Annotated in this window: 21 protein-coding genes; 8 read left to right on the top strand and 13 right to left on the bottom strand. The window is 63.2% G+C overall.

The features are described 5' to 3' along the window. The first annotated feature begins 33 nt into the window (after positions 1-33). The gene (locus tag X728_RS160920) at positions 34-951 is read left to right on the top strand and encodes a DMT family transporter (RefSeq protein ID WP_023682155.1); all 918 of its coding nucleotides are present in this window, start codon (positions 34-36) and stop codon (positions 949-951) included. 451 nt (positions 952-1,402) lie between these two features. Here the strand turns inward: X728_RS160920 and metF are convergent, their stop codons facing one another. Together metF and X728_RS160910 are read right to left on the bottom strand one after the other, a co-directional pair. Next, positions 1,403-2,320 carry a methylenetetrahydrofolate reductase [NAD(P)H] gene (gene metF, locus X728_RS160915; RefSeq protein ID WP_023690856.1) on the bottom strand — a complete coding sequence of 306 codons (918 nt, stop codon included), beginning with the start codon at positions 2,318-2,320 and terminating at the stop codon, positions 1,403-1,405. Next, positions 2,320-3,342, bottom strand: a complete 1,023-nt coding sequence (locus X728_RS160910) for a metalloregulator ArsR/SmtB family transcription factor (RefSeq protein ID WP_023682157.1) — start codon at positions 3,340-3,342, stop codon at positions 2,320-2,322. Before X728_RS160910 ends, metF begins: the two co-directional genes overlap by 1 nt. A 167-nt stretch (positions 3,343-3,509) precedes the next feature. Here X728_RS160910 and tsaA point away from each other — a divergent pair, with 167 nt between their 5' ends. Next, positions 3,510-4,016 (top strand): tRNA (N6-threonylcarbamoyladenosine(37)-N6)-methyltransferase TrmO, encoded by a 507-nt coding sequence (gene tsaA, locus X728_RS160905; RefSeq protein WP_023699618.1) that lies wholly within the window; start codon positions 3,510-3,512, stop codon positions 4,014-4,016. Further along, a complete protein-coding gene (locus tag X728_RS160900; RefSeq protein WP_023705565.1) occupies positions 4,013-4,327 on the top strand; it encodes a DUF2293 domain-containing protein in 315 nt (104 codons plus the stop codon). Before tsaA ends, X728_RS160900 begins: the two co-directional genes overlap by 4 nt. A 6-nt stretch (positions 4,328-4,333) precedes the next feature. Here X728_RS160900 and X728_RS160895 read toward each other — a convergent pair whose 3' ends face one another. Next, a complete protein-coding gene (locus tag X728_RS160895; RefSeq protein ID WP_023699619.1) occupies positions 4,334-4,840 on the bottom strand; it encodes a hypothetical protein in 507 nt (168 codons plus the stop codon). 152 nt (positions 4,841-4,992) lie between these two features. On the opposite strand from X728_RS160895, the gene X728_RS160890 reads away from it, so the two are divergent. Further along, positions 4,993-5,955, top strand: coding sequence for a D-amino acid aminotransferase (locus X728_RS160890; protein ID WP_023830780.1), 963 nt, complete (start codon positions 4,993-4,995; stop codon positions 5,953-5,955). A 145-nt stretch (positions 5,956-6,100) separates the two neighbouring features. Then, the gene (locus X728_RS160885; RefSeq protein WP_023705567.1) at positions 6,101-6,943 is read left to right on the top strand and encodes an SDR family oxidoreductase; all 843 of its coding nucleotides are present in this window, start codon (positions 6,101-6,103) and stop codon (positions 6,941-6,943) included. Between the two features lie 59 nt (positions 6,944-7,002). On the opposite strand, the gene X728_RS160880 is transcribed toward X728_RS160885, so the two are convergent. Beyond that, a complete protein-coding gene (locus X728_RS160880) occupies positions 7,003-7,620 on the bottom strand; it encodes a molybdenum cofactor sulfurase (RefSeq protein WP_023830781.1) in 618 nt (205 codons plus the stop codon). A 69-nt stretch (positions 7,621-7,689) separates the two neighbouring features. Here X728_RS160880 and X728_RS1000000170100 point away from each other — a divergent pair, with 69 nt between their 5' ends. After that, positions 7,690-7,839 (top strand): hypothetical protein, encoded by a 150-nt coding sequence (locus X728_RS1000000170100; RefSeq protein WP_023705569.1) that lies wholly within the window; start codon positions 7,690-7,692, stop codon positions 7,837-7,839. Here X728_RS1000000170100 and X728_RS160875 read toward each other — a convergent pair whose 3' ends face one another. The 5 genes from X728_RS160875 to ettA all read right to left on the bottom strand — a co-directional run bounded on the left by X728_RS160875 (position 7,840) and on the right by ettA (position 12,099). Beyond that, positions 7,840-8,961: a beta-ketoacyl-ACP synthase III gene (locus tag X728_RS160875; protein WP_023690850.1), complete on the bottom strand. Its 1,122-nt coding sequence runs from the start codon at positions 8,959-8,961 to the stop codon at positions 7,840-7,842. A gap of 129 nt (positions 8,962-9,090) precedes the next feature. Beyond that, positions 9,091-9,879, bottom strand: coding sequence for a trans-aconitate 2-methyltransferase (gene tam, locus X728_RS160870; RefSeq protein ID WP_023830782.1), 789 nt, complete (start codon positions 9,877-9,879; stop codon positions 9,091-9,093). Further along, positions 9,876-10,142 (bottom strand): type II toxin-antitoxin system RelE/ParE family toxin, encoded by a 267-nt coding sequence (locus X728_RS160865; protein WP_023668237.1) that lies wholly within the window; start codon positions 10,140-10,142, stop codon positions 9,876-9,878. The genes tam and X728_RS160865 overlap by 4 nt, the downstream gene beginning before the upstream one ends. Further along, entirely contained in the window at positions 10,139-10,387 is a 249-nt protein-coding gene (locus X728_RS160860) for a DUF6290 family protein (protein WP_023668236.1), read from the bottom strand. The genes X728_RS160865 and X728_RS160860 overlap by 4 nt, the downstream gene beginning before the upstream one ends. Before the next feature lie 62 nt (positions 10,388-10,449). Beyond that, entirely contained in the window at positions 10,450-12,099 is a 1,650-nt protein-coding gene (ettA, locus tag X728_RS160855; protein WP_023688009.1) for an energy-dependent translational throttle protein EttA, read from the bottom strand. A 235-nt stretch (positions 12,100-12,334) separates the two neighbouring features. Here ettA and X728_RS160850 point away from each other — a divergent pair, with 235 nt between their 5' ends. After that, entirely contained in the window at positions 12,335-13,621 is a 1,287-nt protein-coding gene (locus X728_RS160850) for a GGDEF domain-containing protein (protein ID WP_023830783.1), read from the top strand. A gap of 5 nt (positions 13,622-13,626) precedes the next feature. Here the strand turns inward: X728_RS160850 and X728_RS160845 are convergent, their stop codons facing one another. The 4 genes from X728_RS160845 to X728_RS1000000167645 all read right to left on the bottom strand — a co-directional run bounded on the left by X728_RS160845 (position 13,627) and on the right by X728_RS1000000167645 (position 16,760). Further along, positions 13,627-14,241 carry a hypothetical protein gene (locus tag X728_RS160845; RefSeq protein ID WP_031194875.1) on the bottom strand — a complete coding sequence of 205 codons (615 nt, stop codon included), beginning with the start codon at positions 14,239-14,241 and terminating at the stop codon, positions 13,627-13,629. Positions 14,242-14,311: 70 nt separating this feature from the next. Further along, positions 14,312-15,325 carry a ribonuclease gene (locus tag X728_RS160840; RefSeq protein WP_023714790.1) on the bottom strand — a complete coding sequence of 338 codons (1,014 nt, stop codon included), beginning with the start codon at positions 15,323-15,325 and terminating at the stop codon, positions 14,312-14,314. A gap of 98 nt (positions 15,326-15,423) precedes the next feature. After that, on the bottom strand, positions 15,424-15,873 hold the full coding sequence (locus tag X728_RS160835) for a MarR family transcriptional regulator (RefSeq protein WP_023714791.1): 450 nt from the start codon (positions 15,871-15,873) through the stop codon (positions 15,424-15,426). Further along, positions 15,870-16,760 carry an alpha/beta hydrolase gene (locus tag X728_RS1000000167645; protein WP_023735982.1) on the bottom strand — a complete coding sequence of 297 codons (891 nt, stop codon included), beginning with the start codon at positions 16,758-16,760 and terminating at the stop codon, positions 15,870-15,872. Before X728_RS1000000167645 ends, X728_RS160835 begins: the two co-directional genes overlap by 4 nt. 140 nt (positions 16,761-16,900) lie before the next feature. Between X728_RS1000000167645 and X728_RS160830 the strand changes: the two genes are divergently transcribed. Beyond that, a complete protein-coding gene (locus X728_RS160830; protein WP_023733090.1) occupies positions 16,901-17,833 on the top strand; it encodes an alpha/beta hydrolase in 933 nt (310 codons plus the stop codon). Positions 17,834-17,888: the final 55 nt, after the last annotated feature.

Raw genomic sequence — 17,888 nt, forward strand, 5'->3', positions numbered from 1 at the left:
CTGGCATTGATGCCGCGGGGAAGGACGTTCACGATGGCAATAGCCACGACAGCCGTGCAGCGCGGACCGATGACGCTGAGGGACTGGGGACAGCTTCTGCTGCTCGGCGCCATCTGGGGCGGCTCGTTCTTCTTTGCCCGCATCGCCGTTGCCGAAATGCACCCGCTGGTGCTGGTGCTGTTTCGCGTTGCCATTGCGGCCATTGCACTGCAGCTCTATCTCGGCATTCGCGGTCCGTCCTTCCGCCTCGCCTTCCCGCATGCCGGCCTGTTTTTCCTTTTGGCGCTCGCCAACAATGTCGTCCCGTTCTCGCTGATCTTTGCCGGCCAGACCGCGCTTGGCGCGGGCGTCGCCTCGGTGCTCAATGCGACGACGCCGTTCTGGACGCTGATCCTCGCCAACGCGCTGACAGCGGACGAAAAGCTCTCCTGGAACAAGCTTGCCGGCATCGGGCTCGGCATCGCCGGCACCGCTGTCATGATCGGCCCCGGCCTGCTGGCCGGGCTCGGCGGCCCGGTCTGGGCGAAATTCGCGCTGATCGGCGCCTCGCTGTCTTACGCCGTCGCGCTGATGATTGCCCGCCGCTTCAAGGGCGTGCCCTCGCCGGTCATCGCCACCGGACAATTGACGGCGTCGACCATCATCATGATCCCGGTGGTGCTGCTCACCTATGGCCCGGCCGGCCTGTTCTCGGCCTCGCCGCCGGTCTGGACGGCGGTGCTGGCGCTGGCGCTGCTCTCCACCGCCTTCGCCTACATCCTCTATTTCAACCTCGTCGCCTCGGCCGGCGCCACCAACGCCTCGCTGGTCACGCTCATCGTCCCGGCCAGCGCCATCCTGCTCGGCCTCCTGTTCCTCGGCGAGCGGCTCGCTCTGTTCGAGTTCTGCGGCATGGCACTGATCGCGCTTGGCCTGGTGACGATCGATGGCCGGTTGTTTGGTCGGCGCTAATGCCTGTCGACCAAAAGTGCGCAGCGGTTTTGGGACAACGACGCGCTTTAGGTCTGGTAGCGCTGCCATGCCTCGCTTTCGCCACGGCCGCGTCACAATTTATTCACAGGCTGCCAGCGGCTTTTCCCGAAGAGTTTCAACGCTTAACGACAGGTGGCAGGTCGCAAATTCCACAATCGCGTCGCATTGCAGCATATTTTCCGCTTGCCTGTGGCACAAATGCCCCTAGACTCCACCCATAGCTCTTGAAGAGGAGACTATGACATGGGACTTACGAGGCCAATCAACGCATTGATGATCTGTGCTGCATTTGCCTTCATTGGCGCCCTTATCATAGGTGTTCTTCCGTAACCGCCGGAGCGGAAGAAAACAGCAGCAATAGCCCACAAATTCGAAAGGCCGGGTGTTTCGCCCGGCCTTTTGCATTTCAGATTTCGTACCACGATGAAGCTCAGGCCGCGGCGGATCCAGCTGCCTCTGTTTCGTGGGAGCGGATGCCGATCATATGGCAGATGGCAAACACCAGGTCGGCCCGGTTCATGGTGTAGAAATGGAAGTCGCTGACGCCGCGCTCGACGAGATCGAGCACCTGCTCGGCCGCCACGGCAGACGCCACGAGCGCATGCGTCTGCGGATCGTTGTGCAGCCCTTCGAAACGCTCGGCCAGCCATGCCGGCACCAGCGCGCCGCAGCGCGCCGAGAAATTGGCGACCTGGGTGAAATTGTGCACCGGCAGGATGCCAGGCACGATCGGGATGTAGATGCCGGCACGGCGCGCCTTCTCGACATAACGCTCGTAGAGATCGTTGTCGAAGAAGAACTGGGTGATCGCCCGCGTCGCGCCATTGTCGGCCTTGCGCTTCAGCATGTCGAAGTCGGTGGCGAAGTCGGGGCTTTCCGGATGCTTTTCGGGATAGGCCGAGACCGAGATGTCGAAATCGCCGGCGTCCTTCAGCGCTCCGACAAGTTCGGCGCCATTGGCATAGCCATCGGGATGCGGCCGGTAGGCCGTACCGACACCCGCCGCCGGATCGCCGCGCAACGCAACGAAGCGCTTCACGCCCATATCGGCGAATTCGCGGACCACGGCATCGACCTCATGGCGGGCGGCGTCGACGCAGGTCATGTGCGCCGCCGGCGTCAGCGCCGTCTCGTTCAGGATGCGCTTGACCGTGCGCGCCGTGCGCTCCCGCGTCGAGCCGCCGGCGCCATAGGTCACCGAGACGAATCTCGGCTTCAGCGGCTCCAGCCTGGTGACGGTGTCCCAGAGCCTGGCTTCCATCTCGTCGGTCTTCGGCGGGAAGAACTCGAAGGAGACGCGGACCTTGTCGCCAATGTCGGGACGGCGGGAAAAGCGGAACTGGTTCATCAGGCGATTTCCCCCATAGGGTACGCTTTGGTGGGTTGGGTGTCATTTGAAGGCTCGGCGATCAGCATGCGGCGGTCGCGGCCGAGCCACAGCTTGACGGTGAGCCTGGCTTCGTTGCCGCCGCGCGGCTCGAATTCCTGGGCATCCTCGAGATCGAGCCCGGCATCGGCAAACCATTCGGAGATCTGGCGGTCGGAAAAGCCCAGCCTGACATGCGCATGCTGGTCGCGCAGGAATTCCAGTGCATGCGGCGCGAAATCGACGATCACCAGCCGGCCCGACGGGCGCAGCAGCCTTGCCGCCTCGCGGATGGCGCGGGCGGGATCGTCCAGATAGTGCAGCACCTGATGGATGGTGACGAGGTCGAAGGCGTCGCGCTCGACCGGCGGCGCGAAAATGTCGCCTTGGCGGACCTGGGCATTGGCGATGCCTGCCTTGTCGAGATTGGCCCGCGCCACCGTCAGCATTTCGCGCGACATGTCGATGCCGACACCGCGCCGGTAGAGCGGCGAAAATATCTCCAGCAGCCGCCCGGTACCGGTGCCGAGGTCTAGCATCGACTGGAATGGCCGCTTGCCGACCAGCTTGAGGAGTGCGGCTTCCACCGCGCGGTCCGGCACATGCAGCGAGCGGATGTGATCCCAACTGGCGGCGTTCTCGGAGAAATACTCGGCGGCACGGTCCTGGCGCTTGCGCTTGACCGATGCCAACCGCTCGAGATCGCGCTCGACCTGTGGATCGGCGCCGCGAATGCCAGAGACCAGCCCCATGACGAAGTCGCGCGCGGAATCCGTATCCGACAGCCGGAAGAAGGCCCACGAGCCCTCCTGGTAGCGGCCGATCAACCCGGCCTCCAGCAGCAGCTTCAAATGCCGCGACACCCGCGGTTGCGACTGGCTGAGGATCTCGGTGAGGTCGGACACGGTGAGATCGCCGCGCGACAGCAGCGCCAGGATGCGGAGCCGGCTCGATTCGGCCGCAGCCTTCAACGTATCAACCATCGTATCGAGCGAAACATGCATCGGCGCGTTCTCGTTGAAAAAGATATAAACATATGTTTATGTCAGCTTTGACGACATGGCAAGGCCTATGTCGCTTCCTGACAAGAAAATGCCGCACACATGATCCCCGCCTGAGAGAACCGCTTTTCCCTGACGATCAGCTGGAAACTTGTGCTAGGGCGAAAGCCATGTTCGAGAAGCGCGACGGCGAAAAGCTCCTGCAGACTGACCCGGCTGACATGCCGGCGGATGGCCATATCGTGTTTATCGGCCGCATCGCCTCGCCATGGACCACGCGCGAAAGCTGCCCGAAGAACATGCGCGCCGCCCGCGAGACAGGACAGGCGGCCACTGTTCTCATCGACCCACCCTATCGCGACGGCCTGCTTGCGCTGGAGCGGGCCAGCCACATCGTCCTCCTGTCCTGGCTGCATCACGCGCCGCGGGCACTGATTGTCCAGAGACCCCGCCATGCGGCTGAGCCGAAAGGCGTTTTCTCGCTGCGCTCCCCTGCCCGGCCGAACCCAGTCGGGCTGCATATCGCCAGGCTGATGGCCGTCGACATCGACAACGGCCGCATCGACATCGACGCCATCGATGTGTTCGACGGCACCCCGGTGATCGACATCAAGCCCTATTTCGCCTCGACCGACGCCTTTCCCGAGGCGACCATTGCCGGGCGTGACGAAAAATGAGCGCGCCCACCGGCCGCCGCCGCGCCATCGCCAAGGCGCTGACCGCACTGCTGCCCCTGGCGCCCTATGCCGATATGGAGAAAATCCGCACCGAGGCCGGCGCCGTGCACATGAAGACGCTGCCGCCGGGCATCGCGGTCTGGCTGGCGACGATCGCCCATATCAGGCACGGCCATACCGACTATGAAAAGCTGCTGGCCGAGGGCTATGACCGCGACTCGGCGCGGTTCTTCGTCATCGAGCAAACAAACATGGTGCTGACCCGTTGGCGCGCCACGCGCCTGCTCGATTCAGAGGACGAAGAGGAATAACTTCAGCTACCGTCGCTTCAATACGGCAACCGCATTGTAGGGCTGGCCGTCGGCCTGGCCAACCCAGGTCCAGGACAGGTTCCCTTTGAAAAATCGGACGGTGATGCCGCCACCGTCGATGCACTTGTCCTGGCCGTAGCTGATGTTTTCCCGGTATTCCGCCGAACTGTCGTCGCGAGAAATCTCGGTCAACGATCCGCCGCAGCCGAGCGACGGATAGTCGATCGACGCGGCGCCATCGCCGATTGTCATTGCGATCGCCCAATCGGCGCCGGCAGCCCCGGCCGGACTTTGATGACCGCTGCCGGTCCAGACGCCGTTGAGCCCCGCCGCGTTGACCACGCAAGGCACGTTCTGAAAGATCGGCGTCAACTCGCTGCCCGTCTTCTCGCAACGATAGGTCTGGCCGTTCTGGCACAGCGCCTCGCCCTCGCGAGCGCATTGCGCGAAGGCATGGCCAGTGACGAAGACGAGGAAAATTGCAAAGCTGATGGTCCGAAAAGATCTGCCCATTTTGCCCCTCCCGGCCGGATATTTTCAAGCCGGACCATAGGGCATATCGAATGTGCTACCTAGGACAAACGGCGATGGTTGGGTGGCCCTATGCCGCCTGCAGGGGACCACTAGCTTGACTCTGCCGTATGAAGCCGAAGGGACCAATCGCCATGAACCGAAGCTCAGCAGCGGGTAGCATCGTGCCATTTCCTTCCATGTCCGACCGCCACATCGATCCGCATTCCTATCCCGACGGCATCGCCTTCCTCGACGGCCAGTATCTGCCGATGTCGCAGGCCAAGATCTCGGTGCTGGATTGGGGCTTTCTGCATTCCGACGCCACCTACGACACCGTGCATGTCTGGGACGGGAGCTTCTTCCGGCTCGACCTGCATCTCGACCGCTTCTTCGCCGGCTTGCAAAAACTGCGCATGACGATCCCGTCCGACCGCGATGGCGTGGCCGAGATTCTGCACAATTGCGTGGCGCTGTCGGGCCATCAAGCCGCCTATGTCGAAATGCTGTGCACACGCGGCGCCTCGCCGACCTTCAGCCGCGATCCGCGCCAGGCGGTCAACCGCTTCATGGCCTTCGCAGTTCCCTTCGGCTCGGTCGCCAATGCCGAGCAGTTGCGGCGCGGCCTGCATGTCGCCATTAGCGACAAGGTGCGCATTCCGCCGGTCTCGATCGATCCGGCGATCAAGAACTACCACTGGCTCGACCTCGTGCGCGGCCTCTACGACGCTTATGACCGTGGGGCCGAAACCGCATTGATTCTCGACTTCAACGGCAATGTCGCCGAAGGCCCCGGCTTCAACGTGTTCTGCGTCAAGGACGGCAGGCTGTCGACGCCAGCCGCCGGCGTGCTGCCCGGCATCACCAGGCGCACCGTCTTCGACCTCTGCGCCGAGGCAGGCCTTGTCGCCGCTCCAGTCGATGTCAGCGTCACCGCGCTGAAGGGAGCCGACGAAGTCTTCATCACCTCCACCGCCGGCGGCATCATGCCTGTGACGGTGATCGACGGCGCTGCTGTCGCCGACGGCAAGATAGGCGCGATCACAAAGCGCTTGATGGCGCTCTACTGGCAAAAGCATGACGACCCGGCCTGGTCAAGCCCGGTGCGCTATCCCTGACCGGCGAAGATCCTGCTCCACACGATGTCGTGACCAAAAAGATTCCCCCTCGCCTCTGGAAAATCGCTCGACACACCGTATATCGCGGAAGCGGAGAAGCCTCCGCTTCCCAGTTCACGGCCCGCATGGGCAAGGATTCCACGTCATGACAAGCAAGGTTTGGTTCATCACCGGATCATCGAAAGGCTTTGGCCGAGTCTGGGCCGAGGCCGCACTCGCCCGCGGCGACCGTGTCGCCGCAACCGCGCGCGATGCCGGCACGCTCGCCGATCTCGTCGCGAAATACGGCGATAATGTCGCCGCCATCAAGCTCGACGTCACCGACAAGAAGGCCGTCGATGCGGCCATCGCCGAGGCGCACAAGCGCTTTGGCCGGCTCGACGTCGTCATCAACAATGCCGGCTATGGCCATTTCGGCGCCATCGAGGAAGTCAGCGAACAGGAAGCCCGCGACCAGATCGAAACCAATGTGTTCGGCGCGCTCTGGGTCACCCAGGCGGCTTTGCCGATCATGCGGGCGCAGGGCTCCGGCCATATCATCCAGATCTCGTCGATCGGCGGCGTCAACGCCTTCGCCTCGCTCGGCCTTTACCATGCCTCGAAATGGGCGCTCGAAGCCTTCAGCCAGTCGCTCAGCATCGAGGTCGCCGAATTCGGCATCCATGTGACGCTTGTCGAACCGGGAGGCTTCTCCACCGATTGGTCCGGCGCCTCGGCCAAGGTCTCCAAAGCGATCGAGGCTTACGCGCCGGCCCGCGCCAAGATGGCGGAACGCCGCGCCAACTCGGTCGCCGGGGACCCCGATGCCACCGGACCGGCGATGCTTGAAATCGTCGACGCGGCCGAGCCGCCGCTGCGCGTCTTCTTCGGCGATGGCGGCCTGCCGATGATCAAGCAGGAATACGCCAACCGCATCGCGCTGTGGGAAAAGTGGGACTACGTTTCCGTCGAGGCGCAGGGCGCCAAGAAGAACCGCAAGGCGGCCTGAGCGCGTCTTGAAATCCGGCTGCGTCGCCCCGGCGGCGCAGCCCTTGCCCTAGCCCGGTGCTAGGATCGATAAATCCACTGCTCGGGCACGCGCACCGAGATCTCTTCCCCTGTTGTCATACGACCCGGTTTCTCGACCCAGGCAACGAGGCCGCGCAGCCGTTTCGCCGCCTTCGGGAAGGCCAGCGCGCCGGCCTCCGGATCGGCCATCCCGGCGTTTTCGGCAATCGAACGTCCGGCAAGCCGGCAAGGTCCGTTCTGCGCATCAACCTTGATCGTCACGCCACCTCTGAAGAACAGCAGCGTGCCTGACGGCAGCATCGAGAGATGCGGCACGCCTTCGATCAGCAGATTGGCGCCGATCCATTCCGGCTTGATCTCGGTCAGCCCCATCCGCTCGGCAACGACGCCGAGTTCATTCGCTGCTACGATTGATATCTGCCGCTCGTTGCGGATTTCGGTGCCGCGCGGATACCAGGGTTCGCGACCGCCGGAACGACGGGTGGCGCCGGCGTGGAAGTCGCCGTCGATGCCTTCGAAACCGAGCTGCAATGCTTCCACCGGGCGCGTCTGGAACTGATTCGAAGGTGCGACGTACAAAGCGGCCACTTTGGCGGACAGCTTCCTGGCGGGGATGATGTCGACCGGCTTCTCAGACTCCGGGAAGAGGTCCAGCATGGCTTCGTTCCTTCTGCAGGATGACGTCGCAAATAGCCGTAGCCGTGGGCTCGGGTCCAGTCGAAAGCGATGATGATTCGATCAAACCGGCTGATAGCGTCCATCGGCATCGTCATGAAGGCAAGGCTGGAGGAACGCTTTCTGCGCGGAGAACTCGGCAACGCCTATGACGACTATGCCCGCCGCGTGCCGATGCTGGTGCCGTTCATGCCGGCCTGATTACAGCATCCGCAAAAGCGCGCCGCCGATCGAATAGCCGGCGCCGAAGGCGCACAGCACGCCGAAATCGCCGGGCTTCATGTCGGCGTGGTTTTCCGACAGCGCGATGATGGCGCCAGCGCCGGCGGTGTTGCCGAGCCGCTCCAGCACCATCGGCGCGCGGTCATGGTCGACCTCGTGGCCGAAGGCCAGTTTCAGGATCATGGCGTTCATTCGCGCATTGGCCTGATGCAGCCAGAATCGCCTGATGGCTTGCGGCGTCAGCCCGTGCTCGGCGAGGAATTCGACAATGAATTTGTGGCCGGCGACGGTGACTTCCTTGAACACCTTGTTGCCGACCTGTTTGATCAGATTGCCTTCGAGGTTGATCATGTAAGGATCGTCCTGGGCGGTGCGGGTGTGATAGCCCAGATTGGTGCGGATATTGTTCGACATCTGGGTCCAGGTGCGCGTGTCCAGCACCTCGAAACGCCCCGGCCGCCTCTCGCCCTCGCCCAGCCCCTCGACCACCATCGCCACCGATGCATCGCCGAAGATGAAATGCGTCTGCCGGTCGCGGAAATTGAGATGGCCGGTGATGATCTCCGGCGTGACCACCAGCACGCGCTTGTGCGCGCCCGCCCGCACCAGATTGGCCGCAATGTGCAAGGCGGCCGCGGCCGATGAACAACCAAGCCCCATGTCGAAGCCGGCGCCCTTGGTGCCCAGCGCCTCCTGCATTTCGATGGCGATCGCCGGATAGGGCCGCTGCTGGTGCGAGGCCGAGCAGATCACCAGGTCGATGTCGGAGGCTTTCAGCCCGGCATGGTCGAGCGCCTTCCGGGCCGCGGCCACGCCGAATTCGGCCTGCAGCGACAGTGCATCGTCCGGTCGCGCCGGGATGCGCGGCGCCATGCGAGTCGGATCGAGAATGCCTTCGCGCTCGATCACATGCCGGGTCTGGACGCCCGAGGCATGGACGATGAAGGCGCTGTCGGATTTCTGCAGCAGCGTCTCATCCGTGCCTTGCCGGCGCGCATTCTCCGTGTCGACCCAGGCATTGAAACTGGCGACCAGTTCTTCATTGGTGATCTTGGCTTCAGGGATTTCAACGCCAATGCCGCTGATGATGACGCGATGCATATCCAGTCCGTCCATGCGCAGGCGTTGTCGTTCTCATGTGAACGACCAGGGGGCGCGACACAACACTTCTCACCCCACCGGTTTACGCCGGCTTAAACCACAGGCTGTGGCCGGATGTCATCGGGAGTGCTAGCCGGCCCGCTTGGCGACGATGAAAATGCGCGGGAAGCGCAGCAGCACCTTGCCGTTTGCGGTCTTCGGATAGGCCTTGGCGATCTTGGCCGTGTAGCTGTCGAGGAAGATCTTGCGCTCGTCGGCGTCGAGCGGATCGAGGAAAGGTTTCAGCCCCGTCGACTTCACCCATTCGACGATCGCCTCGGCGTCGGTCAGCGGATGATTGTAGGCTGTATGCCAGATATCCACCCGGTCGGAGAGCGGCGACAAGAGATCATAATAGAACGACACCGCCGGCAGCGGTCCGCGCGCAGCACCTGCCATCTTGGCGGCGAACGGCATTTCGGCGGCCGTCTCGCGCATCACCTGATGCGACGGCTCAAGCAGATTGTCGGGCATCTGGACGGCGAGCGCGCCACCGGGGGCGAGAAAGCCCATCAGCCGCTGGAACACTACCGGGTGGGTGGGCAGCCACTGGAATACCGCGTTGGCGAAGATGACGTTGACCGGCTCGGCCGGTCGCCATGTCGAGACATCGGCGAGGTCGAAATTGACGCTGGGCAGGCGCGCCTTCGCCTTCTCGATCATGTCGGGAGAGGTGTCGAAGCCGCTGATATCAGCATCCGGCCAGCGCTCGACCAGCAGCTCGGTCGAATTACCCGGGCCGCAGCCGATGTCGACCACCCGGCGCGGGAAATCCACCGGCACCTGCGCAACAAGATCGCGCGCGGGCCGCGTCCGCTCATCCTCGAATTTCAGATATTGGGCGGCGGACCAGTCAGGTTTTGCGGCTGTGCTGTTCATCGATAAACCTCACGACGGTTGCCAACCTCCACGACCAGCACGACAAGCCGGCTGTCCTGGAACTGAGTAATGATCCTGTGGTCACCGACACGAAACCGCCAAGCTTCTTCCTTTGTGCCCGTCAGGCGCTTGGCAAGGGCTCTCGGATTGGGATGCGCTGAAACTCTCTGATTCAGGAACTCCAGGATGCGCCGTTGATCTTTCGTCGAAAGCCGTTCGATGTCTTTCTCGGCGCGCGGCGTGAACTCGACACGCCAGGTCATTCAGCGGCAGGCTTCTTGCGACGCTCCTCGGCTTCACGACGTTCGAGCTTCCGGATCACTTCATCCAGCGGAATGCGCACACCGTCATCATCTCTCAGGCGTTCGTCCGCAATTGCGGCGTCGTGCCAATCTTCGATGGCCTCGAGGATCGCTTCGGCTGCAACCTGGTCGGCGGTGCGACCGCTGGCCTTGGCCATTTCGGCCAGCAGTTTCTCGGCTTTTTGCGGCAGTTTGACTGTGATCATGGACGACTCCATCCGATCAATTTAGGTCAAACGCACACCGCCTGCAACGGATCGCCGCAGCCCTACCGCGTCAGCCTCTTGTACGTCATCCTGTGCGGGTTGACGGCCTCGGGGCCGAGCCGGCGGATCTTGTCCTGCTCATAATCCTCGAAATTGCCCTCGAACCATTCGACATGACTGTCACCTTCAAAGGCCAGGATGTGGGTGGCCAGACGGTCGAGGAACATACGATCGTGCGAGATGATGACGGCGCAGCCGCCAAAGTTTTCCAGCGCGTCTTCGAGCGCCGCCAGCGTTTCCGTGTCAAGGTCGTTGGTCGGTTCGTCGAGCAGCAGCACATTGCCGCCGGTCTTCAGCATCTTTGCCAAATGCACGCGATTGCGCTGGCCGCCGGAGAGGTTGCCGACCTTCTGCTGCTGGTCCCCACCACGGAAGTTGAACGACGCGCAATAGGCGCGCGTGTTGGCCTCGAACTTGCCGAGCTTGACCACTTCTGCGCCGCCGGAAATCTCCTCCCACACCGTCTTTGACGGATCGAGCGCATCGCGGCTCTGGTCGACATAGCCGAGCTTCACCGTTTCGCCGATGCGGACAGAGCCGGCATCCGGCGTTTCCTGGCCGGTGATCATGCGGAACAGCGTCGTCTTGCCGGCGCCGTTCGGCCCGATAACGCCAACGATGCCGCCCGGCGGCAGTTTGAACTCCAGACCCTCGATCAACAGCGTGTCGCCAAAGCCCTTCGACAAGCCTTCCGCCTCGATCACCACATTGCCGAGCCGCTCGCCATGCGGAATGACGATCTGCGTATCGCTCGGACGCCGCTTGTCGGCTGCATCCAGCAGGTCCTGGAACGCCTGGATACGCGCCTTGGACTTGGTCTGGCGGGCTTTCGGGCTGGACTGGATCCACTCGCGCTCGCGGCCGATAGCGCGCTGGCGGGCGTCGTCCTCGCGACCTTCCTGCTTGAGGCGCTTGGCCTTGGCTTCGAGGTATTTGGTGTAGTTGCCCTCATAGGGAATGCCGCGGCCGCGATCGAGCTCGAGGATCCATCCCGTGACATTGTCGAGGAAGTAGCGATCGTGGGTGATGATCATCACGGCGCCCGGATAGGCGCGCAGATGCTTTTCGAGCCACGCCGTGGTTTCGGCGTCGAGATGGTTGGTCGGTTCGTCGAGCAGCAAGAGGTCGGGCTGACGCAGCAGCAGCTGGCAGAGCGCGACGCGGCGGCGCTCACCGCCCGAAAGCTTGGTGACCTCGGAATCCTTGGGCGGGCAGCCCAGCGCTTCCATCGCCATCTCGACCTGCTGTTCGAGATCCCACAAATTGAGCCGGTCCATCTCGTCCTGGAGCTTGGCCGACTCGTCAGCCGTCTCGTCGGAGTAGTTCATCATCAATTCGTTGTAGCGCTCGATGATGGCGGTCTTGGCGGCGACGCCTTCCATGATGTTCTCGAACACCGTCTTGTTGGCATCGAGCGCCGGCTCCTGCGCGAGATAGCCGACGGTAGCGCCTTCGGCGAGCCACGCTTCGCCGTTCCACTCCTTGTCGAGCCCGGCCATGATCTTGAGGATCGTCGACTTGCCCGAGCCGTTGGGGCCGAGGATGCCGATCTTGGCGTCGGGATAGAAGGAGAGATGGACATTCTCAAGCACCTTCTTGGTGCCATAGGCCTTGTTGAGGCCGGCCATGTGATAGATGAACTGGCGTGCCACGCGCGCTTTCCTTGATGATTGACCGAAAATGTCGGATTGAATGGAGGTTGGCCGCTATGTAGGCGATGCCGGGCCGAACGGCAATCGCTTTTGCCATTTCAAGCCGGGTGTACACCGCACGTTAAGTTTTCCGCCGGTTGTAGGGAGCGTTGAAATCCCCGGTTAACCCTTCAGCGTCAAAACAGGATCGATCGCTGGCCTGTCGCGATCGAAAGTAGAGATCGGACCGAAGGTAGTGCTGAACAGTTTCCTGCTCCTTGCCGAAGCGGTCGTCTACTTCAGCGTCATGGTCACGCTGTTCCGCTTCAGGGATCGCATCGGCCTCGGCGTCTTCGTCTGCGCGCTGGGCGCCATGCATTTCCTCGAAACCTATCTCGCCAGCGTCTTCTATGTCGCCCTGCCCTTCGGCATGGTCTCGCCAGGCTCGGCGGTGCTGTTTTCCGGCAAGCTGGTGATGCTGCTTCTGCTCTACATGAAGGAAGATGCGGCCACGGTGCGCCAGCCGATCTATGGCCTTTTGCTCGGCAACGCCTTGATGATCGGGCTGGTCCTGATCCTGCGCCTGCACGATATTTCAGCCCTTTCCGACGGCAAGCTTCCCGATATCGGTTTCATCGACCAGTTGGGCTGGCTGATGGTGTGGGGCACGACGCTGCTCTTCATCGACGCCATCCTGATCATCCTGCTTTACGAAAAGCTCGGGCGTTATCTGCGCAAGGCGCCGTTCTCCCGCATCCTGATTTGCGTCGCCTGCGTGCTCACCTTCGACCAGGCCGGATTTTTCACCGCCCTGCATTTCGTCGCCGGCGCGCCGATCGCGGTCTTCTTCGGCGGCTGGTTCGCGAAGATGGGTGCCGCTTTTGCCTACAGCGCCATGCTTGTCGCCTACCTCAGATGGTTCGAAACGCGGCAGGTCGTGGCACCGCGCGGGCTGTCCGACGTCTTCAACACCTTGACCTATCGCGAGCGCTACGAAGCCGTGGTCGAACATGTCGGCCGCGACGGCCTCACCGGCCTGTTGCACAGGGGACGCTTTGACAGCGACGGCGAACGTCTGGTTGCCGTCAGCCTGCGCACGGCCCAACCGCTCAGCCTGCTGATCGTCGACGTCGACCATTTCAAGTCGATCAACGATCGCTTCGGCCATGCCGAGGGCGACAGGGTGCTGAGATCGATCGCCCAGGTGCTGACCCAGGCGGCCGGCGCACACGATCAGGTTTTCAGGATCGGCGGCGAGGAGTTCGCCATCCTTTGCTCGCAGCCGCATGCGGTCGCCAGGTTGCTCGGAGAAAACCTCCGCCAGGCCGTCAAAGCGTGCGTAAACCGGTTCGACATCAGCGTCAGCGCCGGCATCGCCACTGTCGATGAGACCGTAGGCTCGCTTGCCGATCTCTTCGCCCTTGCCGACGAGCGTCTCTACAGGGCCAAGTCCACCGGGCGTGACCGCGTCGTCGGCGAAGCGCATGACGATGCCGAAGACCTAACTGCGTGGACATTGCCCACGCGTGGCGTCAGCGGATAAGGCTGTCAGCTCCGCTTGCGCTGCTGCAACGCGCCGACCGCAACTGAAACGGCTATCAGCGCGATGGCCAGCCATTTCAGCACGGTGATGATCGGACTGGCATCGATGTCATAAGCGATGAACAACAGAATGCCGGGCACCAGCAGGCCGCACATGACCAGCATGATGCGGTTGATCTGCCAAGACACTTTTGCTGCCAGCGCTTCGTCACCGGCTTCGCCGACAAGACCGGCGCGCATCTCCCGAGAGATGGCCAACGCGCTCGACAGGCGCATGGAGATCGGCAAGCCGAGCCCGATTATGAGGAAGGCACACGCCGCCAGCAGAGCCGAGAATTTGAGCGCGCTGGTGTCGGCCGGCACCGGAAACAAAAGTGTCGCCAGCGGCAGGAAGACACAGACGATGCCGAGCGCGGCAATGGCGATGAAGATCGCGGCATTGACCCAAGTGAACAGCTGGTAGCGGCTTGCCCCGATCGGCGCGGCAAGCACGCGCATGCGCGCCCACTCGGCATCGGTATAGGAAAAGCCCGGCCATTCCATGCGGCCGTCTTTAATGGCGGTCATCCCCCTGGCCCAGAAAGCCAGCCGCGCCAGCGCGCCTGATGTCATGCCACTCATCGCCACCCCCGCCGAATGAAACACATCCAGACCATATCACCGCGTCACTGCCAAGCGACAGACGGATATCCTACTGGAACCCGGCCGCATCGACCGAGCCCTTCGGACAGCCCGCCTTGGTCGTCGGCGCCGAGGCGAGCATGAGAGTGCTCAGCGAACTGTCGGGGCCGATCGGGCCGGTCAGGCCGAGCGTCAGCTCGCCGATCAGCCGCCTGCCGCTCGACGGATCGACCAGGCAGGAGACACGCACCCGCGCGCCCGACCCGGCGCCGAAGGCGCTGTCGAAGGCGCTGCGGATCTGGTCCGAAGTCAGCTGCTTGCCGACATTCCTGGTGAAGAGCTCGCGCACCGGCGAGGCATTCACCGCCCGCATCAGGTTCAGCGCCTCGGCAAAATACTCCTGCTGGCTCTTGCCGTAGCAGGTGCCGTGCTTGATCCATTCATGCCGTTCGAGCTTGGAGGCGGTGCCCGGCATAACCTGGTCGAGCTCGGCGCGCGTAGCGGCATCGAGATCGACCGGCGGCAGGTCTGCCCAATGGGCCGGATTGTCATTGGCCTTGTCGCTCGCCGGCACCTGGCAATAGAAATTGCCGTTCGGCTGCGGCCAGAGCCCATGCAATGTGAAATGCGACGCGTCGAAGCCGCCCGCCGTCTGCGCCTGGCATTCGGGCTTGCTCGACTTGGTTTCGCAGAAGGCCGGCTGCCAGCTCAGCGCGAAAACATATTCGGGTTTTCCTGAAGCCGGCGCCGCAGGCTTGCCCTGATCGGCGGGCGCGGCCGGCTGGGCGGCTGCGCTGCCGCCGGTGACATGACCGCAGCTGATCTTGACCCAGCGACGCTCAGGATCGGCGCCCGGCACGCGGATGAGGTAATGCGTCGGCGCATCCTTGTTGCCGGCCAGGAGGTCGTAGCTCTGTCCAGCCGTTGTCGCGATATTGCCGGGGTTCTTGCCGCTCTTGATTGCCTGCGTTGCTGGACAGGCAGCATCGGCCACGAAGGAGCCGCTCATCTTCACGTCGGCGCGCGCTAAGCCGACACCGGCCAGCGCCACCAACACCGCACCCCATATCGCCGATATCCGCATTCCAGCACTCCTAGCGTTTCATAGCGCAAGCTAGAAACGTGTGACATGTCAGAATTACGATTTCTTTCGTCCGCCGCAAAAAACAATCGCTCGGTCGATCAGACCCCGCCCTCCTCGACCCGCTTCGTCAACATACGCAGCAGATCAAGCGCGGTCTCAAGCACGCGAGGCTCGATGCCCTCGCTGATGCGGTTGGCCCAGACATGCTGGCGCGTGCCGATATCCCTGATCGCGGCCCGGCCCGCATCGGTCATCGCCAGGAGCTTGGCGCGGCGGTGCGCCGGGTTGTCCGCATAGGCGGCGAGCCCTTCGGCGGCCAGAATGTCGGCAAGGCGCTGCACGCTCTGGCGGGCAAGCCCCATGTGGCGGGCAATGTCGGCCACCGATTTCGGCTCCTTCAGCACCGCGCCCAGAACCTGCCAGCGCGCCGCCGTCAACCCGGCAGGCTCCGCCAGCCGGTCGGCCGCGTCGAGAAACCCGCCATTCAGCCGGAACACGGCAAGCACCAGTTCGGTGAGCACATCTCCGGCTTCGGTCCTGCTTGTCATTTCTGGCCGGCCTCGATGGTGGAAACGAAAGTGTTGACGGCTTCAGCCACCGCCTCCGGCTTGTCAAGCATCACCCAATGGCCGGAACCGGCGACGGTTCTGTGGCCAATTCCGCTGCGCAGCCGAAACAGGGCCGCCGCATTGTCATTGGCCTCCGTGGCCAGCACGAAGATCGGCCCGTGATAGGCGTCGAGCGTCGGTTCGGGATTCCATTCCGCCAGCGCCTTGCCGACGCCTGCCCGAGCCGCCGGATCGACCACCGCCGCATCGGCGATGACCTGTTTGCGGACATCTGGGTTGGAGCCGGCGATCGAGGTGTAATAAGCGCTCAGGACATCGCCGCCGTTTGGCCCCGCCAGATCGCGCACGAACCCGTCGCGAATCTCTTTGGGCAGGGCGCGCGGATCGGTCGCCGGATCGACCAGCAGGATGCCGGCAACACGGTCGGCATGGCCGGCGGCATAGGCGAGCGCGGCCCCACTGCCGCCGCTATGTGCAACGAGGACAAACCGCTTCAGGCCGAACGCATCGGCCACCGCACCAATATCGTCGGCACGGCCGTCATAGCCGTAGTCGGCATCAGCTGCAGGCGCCGATGCGCCATGGCCGCGAAAATCGAAGGCGACCGCCTCACGGCCACCTGCGGTGAGCTGCATCACCCGGTTCCACTGTGTGGCGCGGCTGCAGTCGCCATGCGCGAACAGGATCGGCAGGCCGTCGCCGGATTTGATGTCGTAGCCGGCAAGCTGGCCCTGCGGGCCGGCAATGGTTGAGGTCTTCATGGTCATCTCCCTGGTCTGGCTGGAAGCAATGCCGGGCAGGAGCATTGCGGATGAAAGGCTCGCCAGCAGAAACGCGCGGCGCGAAACGGTCGAAACGGTTTTCATACTCATGTTCCCGATGTACTTTGACAGTATGCTGTCATATAACCAAATTGACAGCAAGCTGTCAATAGTGACCCCGGCTGATTTCGACCTCCCCTTGACGTCGGTCCCGCCGTCGCCCAACAGTCGCCGAGGAGCGAGACATGGCATTTGACAAGCAGACGACGCTGGCCTCTCCGACCGGGGCCACGCTCAACCTCTATGTGAAGCACGCGGGGGGCTCTCCACGCGCGGTAGTCCAGGTCAATCACGGCCTGGCCGAACATGCGGCGCGCTATGCCCGCTTCGCCGATTACCTCAGCACCCGCGGCTTTCATGTCTACGTCCACGACCATCGCGGCCATGGCGCGACCAAGGCGCCCGATGCCCCGCTCGGCAGGTTCGCCGGCACAGGCGGCCCGGCCAAGGTGATCGCCGATGTCGATGCCGTCCACGATTTGATCGCAAGGGAGCAGCCCGGCCTGCCGGTCATCCTGTTCGGCCATTCGATGGGTGCGTCGGTGGCGCTCAACTACCTGCTGGCGCACTCGCCGCGCGTCCACGCCGCGGCGATCTGGAACGGCAATTTCTCACAAGGCTTGCTCGGCCGGCTTGCGCTCGCCATCCTCGCTTATGAGCGCTTCAGGCTCGGCTCCGATGTCCCCTCACGCATCTTGCCCAGGCTGACCTTCCAGGCCTGGGGCAAGGCGGTGCCCAGCCACAAGACGCTCTTCGACTGGCTGTCGCGCGACGAGGCAGAAGTGGCGAAATACATTGCCGACCCGCTGTGCGGCTGGGATGCCTCGATCTCGATGTGGCGCGATGTCGTGGAGATGGCGCAGAAAGGCGGCAAGGATGCGGGCTTTGCCGGCATCAGGCGCGACCTGCCCGTCAGCATCGTCGGCGGCGAGAAGGATCCGGCCTCCGACTATGGCAAGGGCATCGACCATCTCGCCAAGCGCATGCGTGCGATGGGCTTTTCGAATCTGGTTTCAAAGGTTTACGCCGACACCCGCCACGAAAGCTTGAACGAGGTGAACCGCGATGTCGTCATGGACGATTTCGCTGCCTGGGCCGATAGCGTGCTCAAACGCTGACATCGCTGGCCCACCGCAAGGCCCGTGACAGCGGCATCCCGGGTTGATAGAGGCT

This window comes from Mesorhizobium sp. L103C119B0 (assembly GCF_000502235.1).
In the GTDB taxonomy this organism is placed as follows: domain Bacteria; phylum Pseudomonadota; class Alphaproteobacteria; order Rhizobiales; family Rhizobiaceae; genus Mesorhizobium.